This is a genomic window from Lelliottia jeotgali (genome assembly GCF_016771845.1).
Lineage (GTDB): Bacteria > Pseudomonadota > Gammaproteobacteria > Enterobacterales > Enterobacteriaceae > Enterobacter > Enterobacter jeotgali.
In genome coordinates, this window is sequence record NZ_JAENMQ010000007.1 from 24,440 (window position 1) to 46,902 (window position 22,463).

Genomic DNA, 22,463 nt, shown 5'->3' on the forward strand with positions numbered 1-22,463 from the left:
ACCTGCATCAGGACTTACTGATAGCTCAGAGTAAAGTCAGTTACAGACTGGAAGCTACCTGGGACGATGGTCGCAGAAGCGCCATCACCCTGCAGATATGCAGAGAATGCCAGTGTGTTGTTACCATCCTGCAGAGTCTGAGCAGGAGAAGGCTGACCCAGAACAATTACTTCGCCAGCACCGTTGGTGACTGCGATTGATGCGCCTTTCGCAGTACCAGTGATACCAAGCAGGTCAGGGTTGCCAGCAGATGCAGCGCCGGTGAAGGTTGCCTGTACGGTTTTCAGCGTAGTGGTATCGCACTGTTCCAGTTTGATGTTGAATGGAACTGGAGTGGATGTACCGCCATCTTTCAGGGCAACGTTAGATACCTGGCCCAGGTCAACAACCTGGTCAACAGATTCTGGCGCAATTGAGCATGGGGAATCAATAATAGAACCAGTGAAGGTAACGGTACCATGTCCCTGGTCTGCTGCATTAGCTGCACCCATAGCAAAACCAGAAATTACAGCCACTGCAAGCGCGATTTTTTTTACGTTCATTATAATTTCCTAAAATTTAACATGTTGATGTTATCGAATGAATCAAAACAGTAGAAACTTTGCGATTTTTAATGTAACTCGCGAAATTTCATCCCCTCAAGAGTAGCAATCAAGGCTTAATTCAAAAAGTTCAAAATAATACATTCGCAGTGACATTTATGATGATTATTGCAAATTGACAGCTGCTTTTCATTTTTACCGTCATAAGAAAATTTATCGTTTCGATTTCACCTGTTAGTGCCAGACAAATAACCAGACAAATAATATAAAGAAATGCCATGCGTTACGTGACTAAACAAAGGCATTTTTGTAGGCCATATTTAAAAAACATCTAATGAAAAAGCTTAAATAAACATGCGATTGACCATAAATACACTAATGATATCTCTGTTTTATCTTATGGGAAGGCGTTAGTGTGAGCATGGTAAATGAAAAATGTGTTCAGGCTCCATCAGCTATGGTATGCACCTCCAAAAACGGTGTATAAATACACAATCGTTATAAATGTTTTTTGATATCCAGTCTTTATTCAATAAGTGGAATAAATATGCAATTTCGGTTTTTATTTGAGAAAAATGATAGTTTTATCGCTAAGATATTAATGCTTTGGTTTTGTGCAGGGATGTTGGTGATTCTGCCTAACAATGGCGGGTCAGGCCTTTCTTTACCTCAAAATCTTCTGGCATGGTCATACATGTCTTTATTGTTCATAATTTTGTCAATATATAAAAAAAACAACTGCAATTATAACATAAACACTATATCAGTATTACTTACTATCCTTGCCGGATGGTGTCTCTGGGCATTACCGCTGCTATGGACAAGGGAATTAGATTGGTTTTTTAATGCCATACCGCGCGTGTTAACTATCATCGCCCTTTTAATATTATTTAATAAGTTGAGGTTTTTTTTAAACAGTGAAAAATCTAGGCTTCAGCTATTATGCGTCATCATTACTTCTGCGCTTCTTCAGTCTGCCTATGCTATTTATCAACTAGCGACGATTCAGGAACTCCCCGGAGCAAGGCCTTATGGTAGTTTCCAGCAGGTTAATGTCCTTGCATCCTGGCTATCAACAGGTATCTGTTGTGCTGCGCTCGTATATTCCCGGACAACTTTTCGATCACACTGTAGAAATGTTTCGACGTTTAGTTTGGCTCGTAAGCTTTCTGGAATTTCACTTTTTATCTTATCAGCAATGATTGTTCTTATTCAATCACGAGGTGGTTATCTGGGAGCACTCTTTTCACTCATACTCATCTTCATTGTTCAGGGATATCATGGTCATTCGCGGCAGGTTTTAGGTGCAGGTCTTTTAGTCAGTGCAGGCATATCGACAGGTATTTTATGGCTTAACTTTGGATATTTACTACTCCCTGAAATCACATTTCCTGTAATACCTAAATCAGGATCTACAACGTCCAGAATCTATATGCTGATGGTTACATGGAAGATGATTGTCATGCATCCTGTTGTGGGAAACGGTTACGGTAGCTTTGAGGCGATCTTCGGGCAACTTGCCCGCGATATTGCTCCAGGACTGGAAGCGGACACAGTGACACATCCACATAATGAGCTACTTCTCGCATGGGCAGAAGGTGGAATCGTTGGCGTTTGTGGTCTGCTGATTATGATCGCAGGTGCGATCCGTTATATATGGCTCCCGACAGGCATGGCTTTGAGCGGAGTGGCTCTTTTGATGCCAGTAGCGATACACAGTAACCTTGAGTACCCTCTTTACCAGTCCGCCTCTCATGGATTACTTATGATCACGTTACTCTGTATTGCGGGGCCGTTAAGCAAGAACTTTAAACCATTGAAAATCGATCATGAAGGACTCAGCACAAAAATAATCAGATCGTGTAGCAAAATTGCTGCACTTCTTTCCGGTCTGTTTGTTCTTGGCTTCATGATTACAGGCGTTATCACTCAGCATAATCTTACAAAAATTGAGCGCCAAGGCCTTACACCCTTCGCTTTTAACGAAGAAAAGGTATTAGAAACGCTCCCTAATCCTTTGAGCCAGCAAACACGCATGGATTTTGACCGCCATGTTGCATTACTGCTCCGCTACAATATGACGCAGGATGCTGAACTACTCACCCGCTTTACAGCATGGGGAACAGATTATCTGAAGACACATAACGATCCCAGTGTTTATGATTCTCTTTTACGCATCGCGCGTGCCAAAAACAATCCAGAAAAATACAGACTATGCTTAGAAGCACATGGAAGATGGCCGTCAGATCTCCGCTTTAACTGTAATCAATAAGGAGTTCGCGCAGCTCAGTTCCAGAAAGAACAGAGCTGCTCATTCCATCATCAGTCAGTAGTGCATTACTCCTTGTAGTGATATCCATAATACGCATTGTGCAATAACATCTGTAGCTGGCTCATAGATGGCTTACGAGGATTGCTGAACGTACATGCATCATTGAGGGCGCGTTCCGCCATGACTGGTATGTTATCCAGCCATGCTTTTTCGCTAATTCCTGTATCCTTGAAATTACTTTCAATATTAACATTAGCACGAAGTTTTTCGACACATTGTGCCAATCCTTCTGGAGTATCTGTACCAACTAACATCGAAAGCCTTATATAACGTTCTGATGCAGAGGATTGATTAAAACGAATAACATCAGGTAATAGAATTGCATTTGCTCTTCCGTGTGGGATGCTGAACATACCACCAATCTGGTGAGCAAGAGAATGAGCAATACCGAGTAATGCATTGCTGAAAGACATCCCTGCAAGGGCTGATGCATTGTGCATAGCCTGTCGCGCTTGCATATCATTACCATCTCTCACAGCAACAGGGAGATTGTGAAAGATATCTACAATGGCTCGTTCTGCAAGGCAATCAGTATAAGCATCAGCTAAAGGTGTTACGGCAGCTTCAATGGCATGTGTCAGAGCATCCATCCCGGTATTTGCCGTAACATGGGGAGGCATTGATTTACACAGCTCAGCATCAATAATTGCAACATCAGGACATAATTCGTAAGACACAATAGGGTATTTGGTTCCTTTTTCCCGATCTGTAATTACTGCAACACATGTACATTCGGTACCCGTGCCTGACGTAGAAGGTATAGCAAGAAAACGAGCTTTATTGCGAAGAGTTTTGATGGAAAATGGTGATATTACATCCTCAAAATCCATATCGGGATATTCATAAAAGACCCACATAGCTTTTGCTGCATCAATTGCAGAACATCCCCCGAGACCAATGACCCAGTCTGGTTGGAATTTCAGCATATCATCAGCACCTCTCAAGACAGTTGTAATAGAAGGGTCTTCCTCAACCCCTTCAAAAACGCGCACGTCATAATCTCTATTTTTTAGCATTTTAACTGCGCGCTCAAGATATCCCGAACGTTGCATTGATCCCTTACCAGTCACAATATACGCTCGTTTTCCAACTATCGTTTCAATACGGGAAAAAGAACCTTCCCCATGATATATTTTTTGAGGTGAAATAAATTTATCACTCATAATTGTTTTAATGCCTTTGTGAAAAGTTACTAATTACTCTACTTTATTAGAAGTCTGTCGTACTGCTCTTCATTTGAAGATACAGCGACTTTAACTCATCCGACATGTTTTTCGGCAAATTCATTAAAGCAATAGCATCATCCAAAGACATTTGGACGTGATGAATAAGAACATCCAGTGCGAGTATATAATAACTCATAAATATTACTCCATTATAGTGTCAGATAAAACGAGAGAGTGACGCCTTGTATAACAGTCAATGACTACTTGAACGAGCTGCTATTTTAGCGTTCACAACGATGTCAGATAGTCGATCATGATTTCTCCAAACGGTAATGTGACATCGGCGCAAAAATGCTGACCGGAAAGAACCTGTATCACTGGCAAGTCATTAACCCTGGCCATTACATGAGGATGAAGCTCCAGGGTGGCTTCCCCTGCCCAGGCCCAGTGGACTCGCACATCATCCAGAACATACCTGACTAGTTGACAAATGGCGGGCCTGCCGTCGGCATGTGGGATCGACTTTACAAGGAATGATGGGGATTTCAGGCCTGCTTCCGTATGCTGAATGTTGGCGGAATGTCGTTTGTATTCCATTGTCCCTGTTGCAACGCGAACCCTTCCATAGTCAAGGGTTCCGAGAAGATAATCACCATCAATATCAAGAGTAGGATTTCCCATTGTTTTAGGAAACCCCCATATTTCACGTCCTCCAGCCACAGGAGAGTGCAGATCAAGATACATTGAATGGATATAACTGCCTTTAATACCATTATAATCAACGGAAATAATTTGTCCCGACTCTTTAAATCGTCCGAATCCACTGGCATCAGGCATGCTCATAAACTCATATTTAACGACGGGAACGGTGAATGTCAGTCCAGGTGGTAATATTTTTTTGATGGCATCGGGATCCGTTTCATATTCAATAACAAAATACTCCCTCGCCGAAAAACGATGCGGGGGTTCAGTATAAGCACGATTTCCTTGTATAACAGGCATTCCAAATGACTTTATAGACATAATGTTCTCAACATATTAATGTTAAAATCTACCGTTTTTTTGCTAAAGCAACAACGTTGATTTTTAATAATCATAGACAGGGCGCATTCCATGGATGCCATCAACAACACCGGATGCAAGTGCATCCATTTCATTTTCACCGGGATAAATAACATATTCCTGGCAAATAAATTGGGTCCGTCTGATTACCCACTGATTAAACATGTCACTTTTTGCAATGCTACCGGTCAAAATGATAGCGTCTACATGACCTTCCAAAACAGTGGCGCATGCACCAATTTCCTTGGAAACCTGATAAGCCATACTTTCAAAAACAAGTGCAGCTTTTTTGTCTCCACTTATGACTCGCTTTTCGATATCTCTTGCATCACTCGTCCCCAGATAACTATACATCCCTCCCTGTCCAATCAACTTTTTATAGATTTCATTTCTGCTATATTTTTGTGAAAAACACATATCTATCAATGCAAGTGGAGGGATTCCTCCACTCCGCTCTGGGCTCATGGGACCATCACCACCAAGCGCAGAATTAACATCGACAATACGACCGTAACGATGTGCACCAACACTAATACCGCTTCCGAGATGTGCCACTATCAACCTTAGCTTATCGATACTTGAATCCTTTTCCTGTGCGTACCGTGCAGCAACTGCTTTATGATTTAGTGCATGAAAGCTCCTGACTCTGGATATGTCGGATAACCCTGAAAGTCGGGCTATGTCGTCATATTCATCAACCATTACCGGATCAACTGTATATGCGCATTTACCTGGACAAGTTTCTTGCGCGAGTTCATGAGCCAGAATGCCACCCAGATTCGATGCATGTTGTCCATTCAGACCCTTGCTGGCATCTCTGAGATAAGCTTCATTAATACGATACACTCCACCGGCGAGATTTCGTACCATTCCCCCCCGGCCCACAAATTCATCGATATCTTCTAATTTGAAATTATTTTCATTAAGCACCTGCTTCACAAGCGATTTCCTGTAACTTTTCTGAGCAGCAATGCCTGAATATGCAGCCAGTTCTGGCTGTGTATGCTCAATCGTTTGAGTAAAAACAGCCGTTTTATTTTCGTATACCGCTACCTTCGTCGACATACCTCCTGGATTGATCACAATGATCTTCATTTATCTAACCCCTGAATCTTTGAACATTGTGCAACAGCGCATACCATTGCGTAAAATTTAGTTTCAACAGAATCTGAGCGAGACGGAAAATCGACTGGTGCACTTGTTCCTATTATAAAACTGGCTGCACGAGCCCTTCCAAGAAATGTTGCGGTTTTATAGAATATATTAGCTGCATTAATATCAGGGAGCACAATTAAATCCACATCTCCGGCTACTTCAGAAATAATGCCTTTATGTATCGCGGATTCCTTACTGAAGGCCAGGTCAATAGATAGAGGGCCATCGACGATGCAACCTGGAATACTTCCCCTGCGATTCATTTGTGTCAATAATGCAGCATCGACAGTCGATGGCATAACTGTTTTAACACCTTCTGTAGCAGCAATAACGGCAACTTTAGGATTCATAACACCCAGCCGATGAAATACTGATACACATTGACGGATCATCTGAGCTTTGTCATTTACATCAGGTGATATATTGATTCCGGAATCAGTGAAAGCAAACACTTTTGAGTATGAAGGTATTTCTACAAATGCTGCTTGCGAAACAAGAGGAGATATTTTCAGTCCGTGCTCTTTGTTTAATATAGGGCGAAGATAATCTGGTGTTTCAATCGCTCCGCGGGTCAATACATGTGCATAACCTGATTTAACCAGTTCTACCGCTGTGCGGCATGCATCAATCTTGTTTTTGATATTGATTATTTGAAATTTACTGACATCATAGTCAATTATAGCACAAATTGATTCAATCATGTCTTTGTCACCGACGAGAATAGGTTCGGCAATGTTTTTTTTGGTAATCTCCCTGAGCGCAGTGAGTGTTGTCAAATCTTCAGCAGCGGCGACGGCAATTTTTACATTTGATATGTTTTTGGTTATATCTATAAATGAATCTAGTGATTTCAGCATGTGGATATTCTCATTTAAAATGGGAGGAAAATATATTCAAACAGGATTGGGTTAAATCAACTCAACTGTCGTTGCTATACCCATCCCCCCGCCGATGCAGAGAGTTGCCAGACCTTTCCTGGCATTTCTCCGCTTCATTTCATAAACAAGTGAAACAAAAATCCGTGTACCAGAGGCGCCTATTGGATGACCTAGCGCAATGGCACCGCCATTCACATTTACGATCCCGTTGTTCCACCCCATCTCACGGTTCACCAAAATAGCCTGGGCCGCAAACGCTTCATTTGATTCGATGAGTTCCAGTTCGTGTACGCTCCAGCCGGCGCGTGATAACGCTATCCTGGATGCCGGAACCGGACCCGTGCCCATATAAGCAGGTTCCACGCCAGCCGTTGCAACGCTGCGTATAATCGCAATCGGTTTAATGCCAAGTTCTTTCGCTTTTTTCCCTGATGCAAGAACAACCATAGCCGCACCATCATTGATTCCTGATGCATTACCAGCTGTTACTGTTCCTTCCTTTTTAAAAACAGGTTTAAGCTTTGCGAGTGCTGATAACGTCGTATCTGGTCTTGGTCCCTCATCCCGGCAAAAAACAAAGTCTTCATGCTTATGATGCGAAACAGTGATCGGAATGATTTCGTCGGCAAAAGCATGTCCGGCAAGTGCACATCGCGCTTTTTGCTGGGACATAAGAGCGAACTCATCTTGCTCTGCTCTTGTTATTTCCCATCGCTCTGCAATGTTTTCAGCTGTATGACCCATATGATAGTCATTAAAGGCATCCCAGAGACCGTCCTTAATCATGGAGTCGAGTAATTTCCATTCCCCCATCTTGACCCCCTTACGGGAATGTGGGATGAGGTGTGGAGAAAGGCTCATATTTTCCTGACCGCCTGCTATAATGAGCGCCGCATCGCCATTACGTATTGACTGCATTGCGAGCTGGATCGCCTTTAATCCAGAGCCGCAAACCTGATTGACCGTGACAGCTGTTACACTTTCTTCAAGCCCTGCATATATCGCCGTTTGTCTGGCCGGGTTCTGACCACAACCTGCTGTAAGCACCTGCCCAATAATGACCTCATCGACACTTGAGGCAGGAAGAGAAAGCCTCCTGAGTATCTCTTTTATTACTGTTGCTCCAAGTTGAGACGCTGGGATATTTGACAAAGCACCGCCTGCAATACCTGTTGCAGTTCTTCCCAGTTCAAGGACAACAATGTCATTGTCTTTCACAGAAATTCCCTCTAAATATATGGCCACTGGATAATTTTGAGTGAGGTGGTATTTTAAAAATCAATGCTCGCTGGATATTAATTTAATAATTGCGATACAGCTCACACACCATGCACACTTCACAAGACTAAGTTGAAAAAAACAAATTATTAACTTTTATAATACTTTGTGGGTTTCGTGTTTTATTATTCTTTTTTTAATCCAGAACGCAACCAAAATGGAATGAACTGACTCAAATCCGGAATGAAATGCAGTGAATTAGTGGCGATGCTTTATTTTGAATTTGCCATGATTTATTAATGCGCAGGCACAATGAGATTATAATGCATTTTTGGAGGGTTATATTTCGATGAGCGACTTGTAAAAAACATTATTGTTTAGATGGGTAACCGAATACTTCCGATACAATAAAAATTATTTTGTTACAGAGGGCTGTATCCTGCACTATTAATCCAATCATTAAACTGAACTTTAATGCACGGCATTCAGCGTAAAAACTCTAATTTTAATAGAAATGAAATTACTCAACTAAAATAACATATTTTTTCATAATGTAACACATGACATACTGTAAACGGTGTATCAGGAATGAACTCTGGGGGGGCAACAAATTATGCCATAGCGCAAAGTAAGCGACACTCCCGGCTCTCGCCATAACGCATCGATAGCCTTGCGATTATGAACAACCTTTTTGTGTCCGGAATCAGATTCCAGTAAAACGGATTCTGATTCCGCGATTGGCTTATCAAGGTCTGTGCACCGCCACTTCAATCTGAGCTGTGGCACATATCTTTTCATAATAACAGGATGTTTGCATGCTAAAACCTCGGTGTTCTTAACCAGTAGTGACTAGCTGAAAACACTGCTCATTCCTGTCAGGAGTTGTATATCAAATCACGTAAAGTGGAGTAAGATACCTGAGAAAGTACTGAACTCAAATCCTGTAGCTTGCGAGTCAAAGGGACACATCGCAGCATGAAATGCTTTCGCTGGCTTCGGACATGACTTAAAAAGAAAAATTAATAAAACCATTGTTAATTATTGGTGAGTTCTGTGTTATTGAATATAATTATTTTGAGACAGACGCGTTATAAAAGGCCGTAAGAAAAAATGAGGCGTACTGAAATTAGAAATCATAATCACACATTTTCAATGTGTTTTAATTCCATCACATGTATGAAAAGCGTTGTGATGCTCGTCTGGTACGAACACATTAGGATACGAAAAAATTCTCTGCTCATGCTCGATGCATAAAAAAACCGTCATCATACGTTAGAACTGGAAAATGAATTTATCATGTATGCTTAGATTGTTATTAATATAACCATACATGTGGTAATCGGTGTGCTAATTTTATATTGCTCGGGCTTGTTAAGCACATCCATATCTCTGTATTTTTTTCGCCGCATGCTAGAATTAAGAGTGAGTCATAAGTTATAAGAAAAATTCTAATTTTTGTTTGTTAGGTGAGAATAAATGCATTGTTTATCTTACATTCAGTTTCTTAAATTAACTTCTGCTGAATTTTTTATTTTACATTCTTTTTTTCTTAAAGGGCGGTTTTTTAATTCCATCTTAATCTCACTACTGGCACCACCGAAAGTTGCAAGAACGCAGAAAAAAAGTAAAACTGACATGAGTAGATTCATTTATCGTCAAAATCCCGAGTTAAATCATGGTACAATTTATTGCCTTAGTTGGGAAAAGGAATAGCATTCCTTTCTTTGAGGAAATGTTTTAAGTAAAGCAATGTCCTTCATTTTAATTAGTCAGGATCGGGTCTGCTCGACACATCGACGTTAACAGGATGTCAGTTAAAGAATAAGACATTCAGAGCATACATACAGTTAGCATACCATGATATTTTTTAAAAAAATGCCGCACATTAGTGCGGCGAAACCCTTGCTTGAAAACCAACAGGATATACAGGTTTAGACTTTACACAAATCATACTGTTCTCGAAGTATATCTTATAACATGCAAGTCAAAAGGGTTATTATGGACTTTCCTTCATTTAAAAAAGAACAATCATCACGGTTAACTGAGTCACTTAAAAGTCCCAAAATAACTGGACAAAATATGGGCACCCCCATATTTTTAGATGCCTTTCGGTCTTCATGACAGCTAATGGCTCACAGGAACTTATCTCAACCTGATAAGTTGCATTACAGTTGCCCTGCGCTTGAAGCCAGGTGAACGGGTATGATGTCCGGATTGTCATATTTGGTTAAGACTTCAAACACGACGTTGCGCTCTGTGACACCGTTGATAGTCAGCAGGAGCAGACCCCTGAGCAGTTGATGATGTTATCTGTTCGTGTGCATGAGTACAGCTGCCCTCTCCGACAGAAGTATACTACTGAGTTTTCATATCAAGACATGCTCAACAAAAATACTCATCCACGCCGGAATACCATCTGACAATCTCTGTCAGCTGTAAAATATCACTGCAGTGTAGAGATACAATAATATATTTTATAGGGACCTACAAAATCAGACCGCCAGCAGTTGCTCTTTTTTTCGGGATAAATGCTGTTGTAATGGGGAATTATTACTTGATATGTACATAACTTTGGGCTCATGCGAACCATCACGTCAGCCACACAATGTTCCCCCTTAATGTGCGCTGGCAGTCAGTCGTCTCAATATGTCGCTTAAAGCGGTAAGAGACGTGACTGCCAAATATATAGATGAAGAATGTGAATATCATGAGTGGATAAGCAACCATACACGCGCCCGCAATGACAGTGAGGAGAATCTCGGAAACAGTACACACAGTCTACTGATTGAGTGATGAGCGCCTATATCACGCCTGAAATTCAGAGCAACACAATTACAGACTTGCAGCATAACAGCTCTGTCTGCAAGTATAGGACACAGGAGTCAAATATAGAGAACTGCTTAGCGCGCTGAACAAAAAAGTCAGTGATGCCTGTCAAGCTTAAATCAACATATTGCATCATTAATGCAAACTGCCTTACAACAATCAACGCCGATGCTCTGGATAATCATGTTCCTGACTAGTCAACTGGTATGAGCGATATCGAAAATGCCTCGAAGATGTTGATAATGGATATGGCAATCAATCCGGATAGTATCGATCAAAACTATTTAATAGTGACTTTTAATGTTGAAAGAAAAGAATGCAGACAATCAACTATATTGAAACTACCTCAATGCCAGTGCCTTTGCCAGACGCGATATAGATCACAACTGTCGACGTCACGATTCAGAAAAATAGACAGTACTTTACAGAAATAACGCTGACTGCTTGTGTGACGTTTGTTGTACCAATGACTCAATATAATAGCATAGGAGATTTTACTGCGTAAAGGATTAAGGTCGAATACTGCATTATACCGCTTTCAAATCGTACAATATTAACTACTACTAAACATTCAGAAAATCGTCCCCTGAAGGGGACTTACAGTTTAGTAATTTAAAATAAACCCTGGTTTTTAAATTTCTGAAAAAATAATAGTTTTCAGCGAAGTGTCAGCGTGAACCTAATCGGACTAGTTGCATTAACTCCTTTTGGGATCTCTTCAGGAGAATAAAAATCTGCAGCAAGAGCGTAAACCATCACTATTCCGCCTTTACCTCCTTTTCTGATAGCTTCACTAAGAAATTGAGGAGCCTGTTTATCATTCTTTGAATGATTATTCATACTATTTACTATTACTCCCCCGGTTAAAAAACTTTCCTCGACGTCAAAAGCTATAAGTTCATCTTTTATATATTTATTTTTACCTTCCCTCACGACAACTAAATAGGATGATTCACTCAGTTGTACAAATTTTTTACCTTTTATTTCCTTTTTAATTTTAGAAACTGACATCCTGATTTCTTTTTTAATTTTATCGTTATAATCGAGAATGGTATTTTTGACAATGGTGTCACTTAGTAATAGCTTACCCTCATTAGCATCATTTATTCCACGAAGTAAAGTATCTACGCCAATGATAATATTTCCACTGGAGAAGCGTGATACTTCGCTCTCTATTTTTTTAAAAAAAGCAACACCCAACGAGTATGAATATTTGTCACTAGCTGTGACAAGTTTAGTCGCCCGTGGATGTTCATTTTCAAAATATGAACCTTCCTCATTTAGACTATTAAGTTTAATTTCGTTTTTTTGGTTTTCCAGAACAGCTATCTTAGCCGCAAGGACTTTATTCTGAGCCGTTAATTGAACGATGTTTTTATTCGATCCTGCCGAAAGCGCTGCATTTTTCTCTGTCAAAATGTTAACTTTGGCTCTAAGATCTTTCAGTGTACTCTCTGCTTCAAGTTTCTGCTTCTCTTGGATGGACAGTTTCTTCTGCAGAATTTTCCTCTCCTCTGCCAGCTGAAGAGCGTTCTCTTTAAAATCGGCTGTAAGTGTTGCGTTATTCTTCGTTAGTATATCGACCTGAATGTTAAGGTCTTGAATCGTACTCTCCGCCCTCAGTTTCTGCTCTTCAATTGCGTATAACTTTTTTGAGAGAACATTTTTTTCCTCAAAACTGTTCTTATCCGGGACTACGGCAGTTGCGTTCTTCTTGGCTGAACCATTATTAACCTGTGCTTTAAACTCTTTCTGACTGCTAGCTGCTCCATTCATGCCATCTTGCGATTTCGGCATTTTTTCTGTCAGATGACTGACGTTCTTATTTTTAGTTCCCCCTGATTTCGTGCGTGCAGATTTGTGCCCAAGAAGGCGCTTTTTGGGTTTAGATGGGGCAGATTGAGTTGGCTGTAGCACTTTTTGTACATTTTGCGGTTCAGAAGAATTTCCCGATGTGTTTTGCATCACTCGAGCTTCACTATCAGAAGGAATAGACACCTTCTCAATATTCTTTAAAAAATCTTCAGAAGTTTTAGAAAATACCGGTTTTGCACTTAGTATGGAAAATATAAAAAACATGAGTGATAATTTCAATTTCATTTTAGTTATGCTTATTTATTTGAAGTTGAAATGGTTTTAGCTTTTAGCTCAGACATTAGTGATTGTGATATAGCATCACATGCATTATAAACATTGAGCTCATAAAAACGAGTCACACTTTCCTCAGTGTGAGAAGATATTGTATTCGAAATTGATGCGTAGTATTTTATATCTTTTATCAATTTATGAAGGTGACTAATATCTTCGTTATATTTGCTATTGATTTTTGATAGTGCGTCAGCTTCATTAATACATGCCTGAACGTCAATAAATGATGTTCTGTCGCCGTAAATGGTTGCACGAATTCTAGATTTTTCAGTTACAGGACTACACCCCGTGACGCAAAACATAAGCATAAACAATATAAATGGTTTCTTAGGCATTTTTTATTCCTGATAATATTCAACTGTTTTTTACAGAAAAAAGTCATCGTAAACCAAATCGTTCAATATGTTAATATGCGCTTTGAATTTTAGATGTGCTTTTATATATGGTGCGCATGTTATCGCACTAGCCCCCTCCGGAAACGCACAAAAAAAAACAAACTACAAGTCAATAATATACACGCGATCACAACAAATAATTCACAGATAGATTTCCTTAATTTACTCTTTGATGCTAAAAGACGCATAAATAATCATTGATACTAAAGCACTCATCAGCCTGTAATAATATTTATGGGTGCCTATATTATACTATTAATTATTATATATATTGTTTGTTGGGTTACCAATGCCTGTAAGTATTACCATAAAGAGGAACATTGAGTAGCGTTTATTAATGTTGTCGTTGTTTTTTTGTAAAAAATAACGTCACTCTGTTTTTATCGGACGCAAGATAAAGTGACTATACATTACTTAAATTTTAACCCAGCGTTCAGGATTTTTTATTTCATAGTGTTTAATAAAGAATACATTCCATTTTTTTGACCTGCTCGATAAATACGTTTATATGACTGAAATAATCGATAAGTTCCATTACTGACAGTGTTGCCGCTTCAAGAACAACAAAAAATCGACGCCCGCTGTCAACTCTTCGCAATCAACAGATGGTTCTCTTTTCGAGTTTTATCATCATTCGTTGTCGTTGTCGTTGTCGTTGATGTGGTAAAGGTGAGGTACTCGACGACAAGACAACAAGCAGTCTGATTTTTTTCTAACTGGCGGATTACTGCAACTACTGGCCAGTCAGGAGAATTTTATGTTTTATTTTTTAGATAGCAAAAGACAGGTTATAAATAATAGGTTTAACGCTTCATAGCACCTCAATATTTTTTCCATGTATAATATTTATCGCTTATTGTAATAATAAGCTATCTATTCGTTCCTGGTCGCATGAATTTATGGGAATTAAAAAACCTTCATCAAACTCAACCACAAATTCGTTTTTTTCCGCATTCGTTGCCGATATTGGTTTCTGTGCCGCTTGCAGTTTTGGCAATGAAAGAAAATTTGTATGTGATTTTTTGCACTCGGTTAAACCACAATGTTTTCTTCCTTAGATAAACAGTAACTAATTATCTCCTCAAACTGATGAGTTCCTTTTCCATGCTGACAACAAATTTTGGTCGTGAAGTGATTACTTCCCAGTCGTTACTTTTTCGCTCAATTCGATATTACCTCGTTTGTTTTATCGCCAGGCGGTCTTATTCCCCCCATATTGTGAGGATTCAAAGCATTGATGGTTCTCCTGACATTTGTTACAAGTTATCAGAAGCAATAGCTTTTCACTTCGTACGCAACGCAAATTGGAAGATCCATAGATACTATATGTTGATATATTTTTGCATATTAATGTGGGTATTTTTCTGCTTTTATTTTTACAATAAGAGTATATATTCTTTATTCGCAATTGAGATGGTGCTGCAGCACCATCTCAATTGCGGTGAATCCCCCTATGCGGCGGGGCTTATTAGCTGGCTTTAAACGTTTGCATCCGTGAATGCGTGCCAATTCTGGCTAAGATTGGTGCACCGGGAGGCACCCGGCACTGCAATTTATTACGGCCCTTTAGCTCAGTGGTAAGAGCGAGCGACTCATAATCGCAAGGTCGCTGGTTCAAATCCAGCAAGGGCCACCAGAGCCGACTTAGCTCAGTAGGTAGAGCAACTGACTTGTAATCAGTAGGTCACCAGTTCAATTCCGGTAGTCGGCACCAATTCAATATGTGGTGAATTCTCCTAAGCTGTGGGCCGCACAGTCAAATAGTTCTCATTTTTTATGCTCGCGCGAAGAGGTCGGACTGGCCTTGCCACAGGGAGGAACCCGGCACCGCAGACCCCAAATTTTTTCGTCAATCTGGAATTCTTTGAATTTGCGATTTATTCTTTATTAAAAGAAACCTTGCTAAAAGTTTACTTTCAAATCCGTCGTGAGCGGAGTTTTTAATCGAAATAGTGATAGAAGCTGATCTCACGAGCAGGCTCCTTACACACCACAGTACGGATCAGTATACGTCGGTTTAGATATGTTTATTGTCGCCTGTATTATATATCTGGCCGGCCCACTTATCTGAATAGCTTATTTGACAGGGCTCTGTACAGCTCTGGCGACTGACTGACTGACCTGCCATTGATTGTTGCTGCTACCTACGGTCTGCGCGATGAGATCCTTACTGAAACCCCTTATTCTGAGCTCGTTGTAGCACATTCGTCTTTCCTTCCATTATTCTCACAGCAGACTGCGCAGTCTCTTTCTTACCAAACTCATAAGGTTGTGCATCAGCGACGGCAGTTCATTCAGGCTAGAGTAAGTTCCTCCATCCCGTCAGATACAACCTGAGTTCGCCTGTGACCTGTTCCAGACTACGCCCCCGGCTTTATTTCCGGAGCGATGAAAACCCACGTTCTCCCTTTGCCTGCGCTGATGCTTTAACCAAGGACTTATGTCAGCCCAGTGGGGACACCGCGCTCTTCCGCTCGTTAACCTTCAGTTTCAGCTTTTTCTCCATCCAGATCCAGTGAGTGACTGTTTCCTTCTCCCGTTTACCGGCTATTTCACTTCTGGCGTAGATATTGCTGTCGTCTGCGTAGCGGACATGATTCAGACCTCGCTTTTCAAGCTAGCGATCCAGTTCATCCAGCAACACATTCGACAGCGGGGCCCCCTGCGGTGTCCCTTCTGTCTGCGAACTGACCAGCCCCCCTCCGCATTGAGGAAGACCCTGAGTAACTTTAACAGTCGCTGGACGGTTTCTGCCCCCTGACTGCGCAAGTTTTGCTGCCTCACTTCTTCTGCTCACCTCTGGTGCATTGCTTTTTCTCCTGCATGACCGCTCAGAACCTATGGTAGTATTCACCGCTCATTACTGTTCGTGCCTTCGGGTTTCCCTGACTATGCCCTCTGCTGACTTATGCATAATGATCAACACACCTCACGATGCACTCAGTCCTGAATGCAGAACGCTATGCAAACCTTCCCGGGGTAATCCGTACCACCTTCACCACACACCTGCCTTACTCGAACGACCCTTGTTGGTTATGGCGCTCTCAGTCAATGGCTTGTGCCATTAGCCGGGTATTCCTGTGTGTCAGGTCATGGTTATGCTCTATGCTTCCTTCAGACCCCGCCTCACGACGACGTCCTCGCGCTTCGCTAGTCCTTCGCCACTATCAGGCTGGACAGGATACTTTCCCCCGAGCTGCTGAACATGCCCGGCACACCATAAAAAAAGCCGCACGGAGTGCGGCAAACGATGGTTTGTTTAAAGATTGTTGTAATGCGCATCCTGTGGAGGGATATGCTTTTTTTATTATTCCACACGGCCCTTGTTATTTAACGTCTTTTTCTGTGTATTTTTAAGCGTAAAAAAATAATTTCGTGTATCTAAGTAAGTTTTTTAATTTCGCCCAAAAATACATCACAGGAGCCAGAATTTGCAGGCTGAACGCGCTGTTGTTTAAGGAGCGGAGGTTCTGGTATCGCGGCCCAGACTAAATCCTTTTTGCCTGTATTACCAGTACCGGTCACTACACATCCTCACCAGGCAGGCGCCGGGGCTTTTTGTTAACCTATTTCGCAGCTTTTTGAGCATCTGAGACGCGGTAAGGCAGAACAATGGAAATTTCGAGAAAAAACCTGATAAACGATGAAAAATCAGAAGTTTATGAGTCATTGGACTGGTGTTCGTGAACTGCCTCATTACCCTAAAATCATCACGCGATGAGCACAGTCCTTCATTGCTTCTGTCAGATGTCTGGACTGACCCCACGCCCGTAGACTAATTCTGTCCTCACGACGGGGCCTGTTCGAAGGCCTCCGGACTGACGCCGCCGAGATGACTGTGGCGCCGGCCCCGGTTGTAGATCATTTCAATGTAATCGAAGATATCCGCCTGGGCTAGATCCCTGGTTTTGTTTATTCTCTTCCTGATGCGTTCTTTTTTCAGTGAACTGAAGAACGATCCGGCCACCGCATTATCCCAGCAGTTGCAACGCCTGCTCATGCTCGGCGCCAGGTTATTGGCCCGGCAGAAGCGCTGCCAGTCATCACTGCCGTACTGGCTGCCCTGATCGCTATGTACGATAACCTCGCCGTCCGGTTTTCGACGCCACACGGCCATCATCAGCGCGTCCAGCGCGAGTTCGCGAGAGAGAGTGGGCTTCATCGACCAGCCAACCACGTTACGGGCGAAGAGATCGATAACCACCGCCAGATACAGCCAGCCCTGCCAGGTGCGGAGTAGAGTAAGAGGCAGGGCGTAGTCGGACTATTTCCCTGCCTCTCCTCCCCGAACCGGACGTGCACCTTTCAGCGCATCCGGCTCTCCATTTAAATGCTGGCGAACGCCATTGCCACTTCTGTAAAGCGCGATGTATACGTGTTTCTGGTTTCCGTCCTCAGATAGGGATTACCTTCGGGTAGCCTCCAGCGGAACAGCTTCTTGCCTTGCCCCACCAACCGGTACAGTATTTCGCCGCTGAGCTTGCCGTGATTGGTTTTACCAAATAAAACCCACGTTTTGCCCTGACCCGGTTTCGGTGATTTACACCACCACCTCATCAGGGAAGCGATACCTGTACGGTATTTGCGGGCCAGCCAGTGAGCCAGCTTCCAGAACACGACACGGTCGATATAACTGAAGACTTTGGCCTTAAAATCAACGAACTGATAGAACATGGCCCAGCCTTTCAGTTTTCGGTTGAGTTGTTCAGCCATATCGACTTTGCTTTCACTGTAGTTGCCTGATAACAGTGCTGTCAGCGATGCGGCGAAGTTTCTGGCTTTCTCCAGCGGGATCGTTGAGACCACTCGCATCTCGCCATAACGACTTCGTTTGCGAATGATCCTGTGCCCCAGAAAGATAAAGCCGTCATTAACATGGGTGATTTTAGTCTTATCCATGTTCAGCCTGAGTTTCAGACTGCCTTCGAGCACACCCCGACACTCCTCCCTGATGGCTTCCGCCTGTGCTTTGGTGCCTTTGACGATGAGGACAAAATCATCGGCATAGCGGCAGTACGCCACCGCGGGTTTCCACTGCCAGTTTTCTCTGACCGCCGTACTTCGGCCCCGCTGGATACTGTTATTCCAGTACCACCGATCTTTTCTGGCTTTCCCGCTCAGGTAGCGCTCATGCAGGTATTGATCGAACTCATTCAGCATGATGTTCGACAATAGCGGCGATATAACACCGCCCTGTGGCACACCTTCACTGGCCGCCCGAAAGAGACCGACATCGATATGTCCCGCCTTGATGGTTTTCCACAGCAGAGTCATGAAACGTGCGTCACTGATCCTGCGGCGTACAGCCTTCATCAGCAGTCGATGATGTACGGTGTCGAAGTAACTGGACAGGTCGCCTTCAATCACCCAGCGTCCCCGGGTTTCACCGCAGTCTGTGAGCTGTAATTTCACCGTGCGGATCGCGTGGTGGACACTGCGCTCAGGCCGGAAGCCATATGAGAGCGTATGAAAATCACTCTCCCATATCGGCTCCATCGCCATCAGCATGGCCCGCTGAACAATACGATCCCGCAGCGCGGGGATACCCAGTGGTCGCAGTTTGCCGTTGCTTTTAGGGATGTAAACCCGTCTGGCGGGCAAGGGCTGGTAGTGGCCTGAGAGTAATTCATCCCTGAGGATTTGTAGCTCAACAGCCAGTCTGGCCTGTAGCATTGTTTTGTTCACGCCATCAATACCGGGGGTATGCGCCCCCTTTGATGAAAGCGTGATCCGCGCCGCTTCAGCCAGCCATTCTGGTTGTGTTATCAGACGCAGCAGCCGTTGAATCCGTCGGGACGGATCGGTGGCTGCCCATGTGGCAAGCTTGCGTTGCATTTCGCTGATTATCAAAGGTCTTCACCTCGTTAGGTCAGTTAATTCACGTCGCAAACACATTCAAACTGCTTCCCTTCGCCATGTAATGGGCTTTCCCCATCGCGGACTACTACGGAAGCTCCGCCAGCCAGCGCGTCATCGGAGCCATGCCCCCTTAACATCCGTCGCTGACCTTCCCCGGTTTACCTGCCTGGACTCAGACATACTGAGGAGGCTGCCCGTCGCACTCTTTATCCTTGCTTGCCGCAAGTTGGCAGAAGTCAGCAACGCGGGCGTGATAGACGCTGCTGCCCCGGAGTTTCGCATACATGTCAAAACACCTTCGACCGGCAGTGCTTACGTAGCACTGCCAGTTCCTCCTGCACGGCCTGTCAAATCACGTAGGCCGTGGTGACGTTTTCAACCCACAGAGGCGGATTAACGGGTTCATGTTCTTCAGCCTTTCAGTACTTAACCTTGAGGATCATCTCGGCTTAGTGATCTCGCCTCAATCCCCGTTGTCAGCGGGTTACATCACCCTGCGGGCATGCCGCAGGTCACTGCCGCTCAGGTTCTCCACCGTCACACCCGGTGGGATTGTTGGGTTTCTCATCGTGAGTTACCGGTTCAATATTCCAGACAGACTCGTGGTTCATTTGAGCGTCCATGCTCGCCCTGAACTCCGGGCACACTATAAGTAATATCGGTGACCCAGACCTGATTGGCCCGGACAACGGTAAACTGCCGCTGCACACGATTAGGCGCAACCACTGAAGGTCTGCCAGCGATACGACGCTGAGCTTTATAGCCGCGCACGGCTTTAATCCGGTTCAGTTGCATAATACGGCCCACCCGGTTTTTACCGCAGGTATCCCCGATTTCGTTCAGGTCGCCATGAACCCGGCGGTAACCGTATACGCCTCCGCTCAGTGAATAGGAGTCACGGATGAGCGTCAGCAGACGCTGGTTATCTTTATCCCGCGTGGAGACCGGGTTATGCAGCCACGCATAAAACCTGGCCCGGGCAATGCACAACACCCGACACATCGTCATGACACCCCATACAGTGCGGTGCTCATTGATAAAGCGGTACTTCAGCCGGGCTCCCTTGCAAATTACCGCGCGGCCTTTTTCAGAATGTCCCGTTCTTCCTCAGTGAGCTTCAGTTGGGCCCTGAGCTTCAGGATCTCGCTTTTCGCTTCAAGTAAATCACGTGCATGTTGCTCGCTGTTATCGGGTTTAATAGCCCGCAACCACTTATAGAGACTGTGTGCTGAAACGCCCAGCCGGTCAGAAACTTCGGCGACGGAATAACCGCGTTCCGTTATCTGACGGACGGCTTCTTCCTTAAATTCAGGTGTAAATCGTGGTGTGCCCATACGCTCCTCCTATGCTCAAACTATAGGGCTGGATCGTCTACCGTGGCGGGGCCAGTCCAAGCCCGTAAGCTGAAGATCAGCGCCTCAGTTGTATCAAAATGGAGATGTGAGTTAGTGGGGCAAGGACTTTTACCTAAAAATGAAAAGATTACCTCCGTTGACGGTGAGGTCTGGACACCGGAACGTCGATTCTCTGTTGTTCTTGACACGGCTACGCTGTCAGAAATGGAGCTTGCTGATTATTGCCGTCGTATGGGATTGTTTGTTGAACAGGTTAAAGAATGGCGGGCTATCTCAATTCAGGCACATGAAAAAAACTGACGGAAATATTCGAACAGACAGGGCATTGCGTGACGCAAGAAATAAGTTACGAGAGTTAGAGAAAGAGCTTCAGCGTAAAGATAAAGCTCTGGCAGAAGCAGCTGCACTTCTGATGCTAAGGGAAAAGTTCAATGCCCTCTGGGACAACAGCGAGGAAGACTGATGCCTCTTTCGGAGCGGCAGAAAATCATATCCCTTTAGGTGATGCGGTCAGTCAGGGAGCATCCAAAACGCGCGCCTGCCAGTGCATTGGCATTTCTATTCGGACACTTAAGCGCTGGGGTGACAGTGAGCATATTAAGGCCGACAGAAGGCCTGATAAAAGTAACGGGATCCCTCGGAATAAGCTGTCGGAAGCAGAGAGACAACAAATTCTTGAATTATGCAATTCCCCAGAATTTTCATCTTTGCCGCCAAATGTCATTGTTCTGACGCTGGCTGATAAAGGTATTTATATTGCTTCTGAATCAACCTTCTATCGTGTGTTAAGAGACGCTAACCGGTTGACCAGAAGATCACGCGAAAGCCGGTATACGTGGCCTGACGCACTGAAAGCAACAGGACCCAATCAGGTCTGGAGTTGGGACATTAGTTATCTGGCCTCCAGGGTCAGGGGACAACATTTTTATCTCTATATAATCGTCGATATTTACAGCCGTAAAATTATCGCTGCGGAAGTCGTTGCCAGCGAATCCGGCAAGCATGCGGCAGAATTGCTGCAAAGAGCGATATGGCGTGAAAAATGTTCATCCCAAAATCTCGTGCTTCATTCCGATAACGGAGGTCCGATGAGAAGTTATATGATGCTCGCAAAAATGTATGCACTCGGTGTAATCAGTTCATATTCTCGCCCCCGGGTCAGCAATGATAACCCTTACTCTGAATCGCTATTCCGCACGCTGAAATATTGCCCATGGTGGCCTGAAAATGGCTTTCAGGATATCGATGATGCCCGTGCATGGGTCACCCGCTTTGTAGGTTGGTATAACCAGGAACACAAGCACAGCGGAATTAAATATGTCACACCGGATGAACGTCACCGAGGTGCCGATACCGGAATACTTTCGGCAAGGAAAGTGGTCTACCAACTAGCCCGCCAACAACATCCGGAACGCTGGGGTATGAGGTATACCTTAACCCCGAAAATGTAGCGGCATAACGTAACTTTATTACAAAAAGCGACAACTACCTTGAAAAACGCCGGTTACTCATCGATCTCCTTCATGG

Annotated in this window: 13 protein-coding genes, 2 tRNA genes and 3 pseudogenes; 6 read left to right on the top strand and 12 right to left on the bottom strand. The window is 43.5% G+C overall.

The window, feature by feature from the left end:
* Positions 1-14: 14 nt before the first annotated feature.
* Positions 15-542, bottom strand: a complete 528-nt coding sequence (locus tag JBO43_RS14135) for a fimbrial protein (RefSeq protein ID WP_202668778.1) — start codon at positions 540-542, stop codon at positions 15-17.
* Between the two features lie 547 nt (positions 543-1,089).
* On the opposite strand from JBO43_RS14135, the gene JBO43_RS14140 reads away from it, so the two are divergent.
* Complete coding sequence (locus JBO43_RS14140; protein WP_202668779.1) at positions 1,090-2,814, top strand: PglL family O-oligosaccharyltransferase; 1,725 nt, start codon at positions 1,090-1,092, stop codon at positions 2,812-2,814.
* A 65-nt stretch (positions 2,815-2,879) separates the two neighbouring features.
* Here JBO43_RS14140 and JBO43_RS14145 read toward each other — a convergent pair whose 3' ends face one another.
* The 8 genes from JBO43_RS14145 to JBO43_RS14180 all read right to left on the bottom strand — a co-directional run bounded on the left by JBO43_RS14145 (position 2,880) and on the right by JBO43_RS14180 (position 13,662).
* On the bottom strand, positions 2,880-4,037 hold the full coding sequence (locus tag JBO43_RS14145; protein WP_202668780.1) for an iron-containing alcohol dehydrogenase: 1,158 nt from the start codon (positions 4,035-4,037) through the stop codon (positions 2,880-2,882).
* 291 nt (positions 4,038-4,328) lie between these two features.
* Positions 4,329-5,063 carry an acetoacetate decarboxylase gene (locus JBO43_RS14150; protein WP_202668781.1) on the bottom strand — a complete coding sequence of 245 codons (735 nt, stop codon included), beginning with the start codon at positions 5,061-5,063 and terminating at the stop codon, positions 4,329-4,331.
* Between the two features lie 63 nt (positions 5,064-5,126).
* Entirely contained in the window at positions 5,127-6,197 is a 1,071-nt protein-coding gene (buk, locus tag JBO43_RS14155) for a butyrate kinase (protein WP_202668782.1), read from the bottom strand.
* Positions 6,194-7,114 (bottom strand): phosphate acyltransferase, encoded by a 921-nt coding sequence (locus JBO43_RS14160; RefSeq protein ID WP_202668783.1) that lies wholly within the window; start codon positions 7,112-7,114, stop codon positions 6,194-6,196. The genes buk and JBO43_RS14160 overlap by 4 nt, the downstream gene beginning before the upstream one ends.
* Positions 7,115-7,165: 51 nt before the next feature.
* Positions 7,166-8,353: an acetyl-CoA C-acetyltransferase gene (locus tag JBO43_RS14165; protein WP_202668784.1), complete on the bottom strand. Its 1,188-nt coding sequence runs from the start codon at positions 8,351-8,353 to the stop codon at positions 7,166-7,168.
* A gap of 1,496 nt (positions 8,354-9,849) precedes the next feature.
* Entirely contained in the window at positions 9,850-9,990 is a 141-nt protein-coding gene (locus tag JBO43_RS14170) for a hypothetical protein (protein WP_202668785.1), read from the bottom strand.
* 1,846 nt (positions 9,991-11,836) lie between these two features.
* On the bottom strand, positions 11,837-13,279 hold the full coding sequence (locus JBO43_RS14175; protein ID WP_202668786.1) for a hypothetical protein: 1,443 nt from the start codon (positions 13,277-13,279) through the stop codon (positions 11,837-11,839).
* 11 nt (positions 13,280-13,290) lie between these two features.
* Positions 13,291-13,662 carry a YuaE family lipoprotein gene (locus JBO43_RS14180; RefSeq protein WP_202668787.1) on the bottom strand — a complete coding sequence of 124 codons (372 nt, stop codon included), beginning with the start codon at positions 13,660-13,662 and terminating at the stop codon, positions 13,291-13,293.
* 1,620 nt (positions 13,663-15,282) lie between these two features.
* Between JBO43_RS14180 and JBO43_RS14185 the strand changes: the two genes are divergently transcribed.
* Both JBO43_RS14185 and JBO43_RS14190 read left to right on the top strand, forming a co-directional pair.
* A tRNA-Ile gene (locus tag JBO43_RS14185) sits at positions 15,283-15,358 on the top strand.
* 2 nt (positions 15,359-15,360) lie between these two features.
* A tRNA-Thr gene (locus JBO43_RS14190) sits at positions 15,361-15,436 on the top strand.
* 2,073 nt (positions 15,437-17,509) lie between these two features.
* On the opposite strand, the pseudogene JBO43_RS14195 reads toward JBO43_RS14190, so the two are convergent.
* From JBO43_RS14195 to JBO43_RS14205, 3 genes and pseudogenes are all read right to left on the bottom strand, one after another.
* A pseudogene (locus tag JBO43_RS14195) lies at positions 17,510-17,968 on the bottom strand (IS3 family transposase); the annotation flags it as partial.
* Positions 17,969-18,048: 80 nt separating this feature from the next.
* Positions 18,049-19,557, bottom strand: coding sequence for a group II intron reverse transcriptase/maturase (gene ltrA, locus JBO43_RS14200; RefSeq protein WP_050863398.1), 1,509 nt, complete (start codon positions 19,555-19,557; stop codon positions 18,049-18,051).
* A 672-nt stretch (positions 19,558-20,229) separates the two neighbouring features.
* Positions 20,230-20,915, bottom strand: a pseudogene (locus JBO43_RS14205) (IS3 family transposase); the annotation flags it as partial.
* 114 nt (positions 20,916-21,029) lie between these two features.
* On the opposite strand from JBO43_RS14205, the gene JBO43_RS23000 reads away from it, so the two are divergent.
* The 3 genes and pseudogenes from JBO43_RS23000 to JBO43_RS14215 form a co-directional block, all read left to right on the top strand.
* The gene (locus JBO43_RS23000) at positions 21,030-21,236 is read left to right on the top strand and encodes a hypothetical protein (protein ID WP_237730060.1); all 207 of its coding nucleotides are present in this window, start codon (positions 21,030-21,032) and stop codon (positions 21,234-21,236) included.
* Positions 21,223-21,399: a transposase gene (locus JBO43_RS14210; protein WP_237730061.1), complete on the top strand. Its 177-nt coding sequence runs from the start codon at positions 21,223-21,225 to the stop codon at positions 21,397-21,399. The genes JBO43_RS23000 and JBO43_RS14210 overlap by 14 nt, the downstream gene beginning before the upstream one ends.
* Positions 21,368-22,354, top strand: a pseudogene (locus JBO43_RS14215) (IS3 family transposase); the annotation flags it as partial. The gene JBO43_RS14210 and the pseudogene JBO43_RS14215, both read left to right, overlap by 32 nt.
* Positions 22,355-22,463 lie beyond the last annotated feature (109 nt).

What these genes read in the sequence shown, in the direction of transcription:
- buk (WP_202668782.1), bottom strand. Translation starts at nt 6,197, where the DNA reads ATGAAGATCATTGTGATCAATCCAGGAGGTATGTCGACGAAGGTAGCG.
- JBO43_RS14145 (WP_202668780.1), bottom strand. Translation starts at nt 4,037, where the DNA reads ATGAGTGATAAATTTATTTCACCTCAAAAAATATATCATGGGGAAGGT.
- JBO43_RS14175 (WP_202668786.1), bottom strand. Translation starts at nt 13,279, where the DNA reads ATGAAATTGAAATTATCACTCATGTTTTTTATATTTTCCATACTAAGT.
- JBO43_RS14135 (WP_202668778.1), bottom strand. Translation starts at nt 542, where the DNA reads ATGAACGTAAAAAAAATCGCGCTTGCAGTGGCTGTAATTTCTGGTTTT.
- JBO43_RS14150 (WP_202668781.1), bottom strand. Translation starts at nt 5,063, where the DNA reads ATGTCTATAAAGTCATTTGGAATGCCTGTTATACAAGGAAATCGTGCT.
- JBO43_RS14170 (WP_202668785.1), bottom strand. Translation starts at nt 9,990, where the DNA reads ATGTCAGTTTTACTTTTTTTCTGCGTTCTTGCAACTTTCGGTGGTGCC.
- JBO43_RS14140 (WP_202668779.1), top strand. Translation starts at nt 1,090, where the DNA reads ATGCAATTTCGGTTTTTATTTGAGAAAAATGATAGTTTTATCGCTAAG.
- JBO43_RS14210 (WP_237730061.1), top strand. Translation starts at nt 21,223, where the DNA reads ATGAAAAAAACTGACGGAAATATTCGAACAGACAGGGCATTGCGTGAC.
- JBO43_RS14180 (WP_202668787.1), bottom strand. Translation starts at nt 13,662, where the DNA reads ATGCCTAAGAAACCATTTATATTGTTTATGCTTATGTTTTGCGTCACG.
- ltrA (WP_050863398.1), bottom strand. Translation starts at nt 19,557, where the DNA reads ATGCAACGCAAGCTTGCCACATGGGCAGCCACCGATCCGTCCCGACGG.
- JBO43_RS14160 (WP_202668783.1), bottom strand. Translation starts at nt 7,114, where the DNA reads ATGCTGAAATCACTAGATTCATTTATAGATATAACCAAAAACATATCA.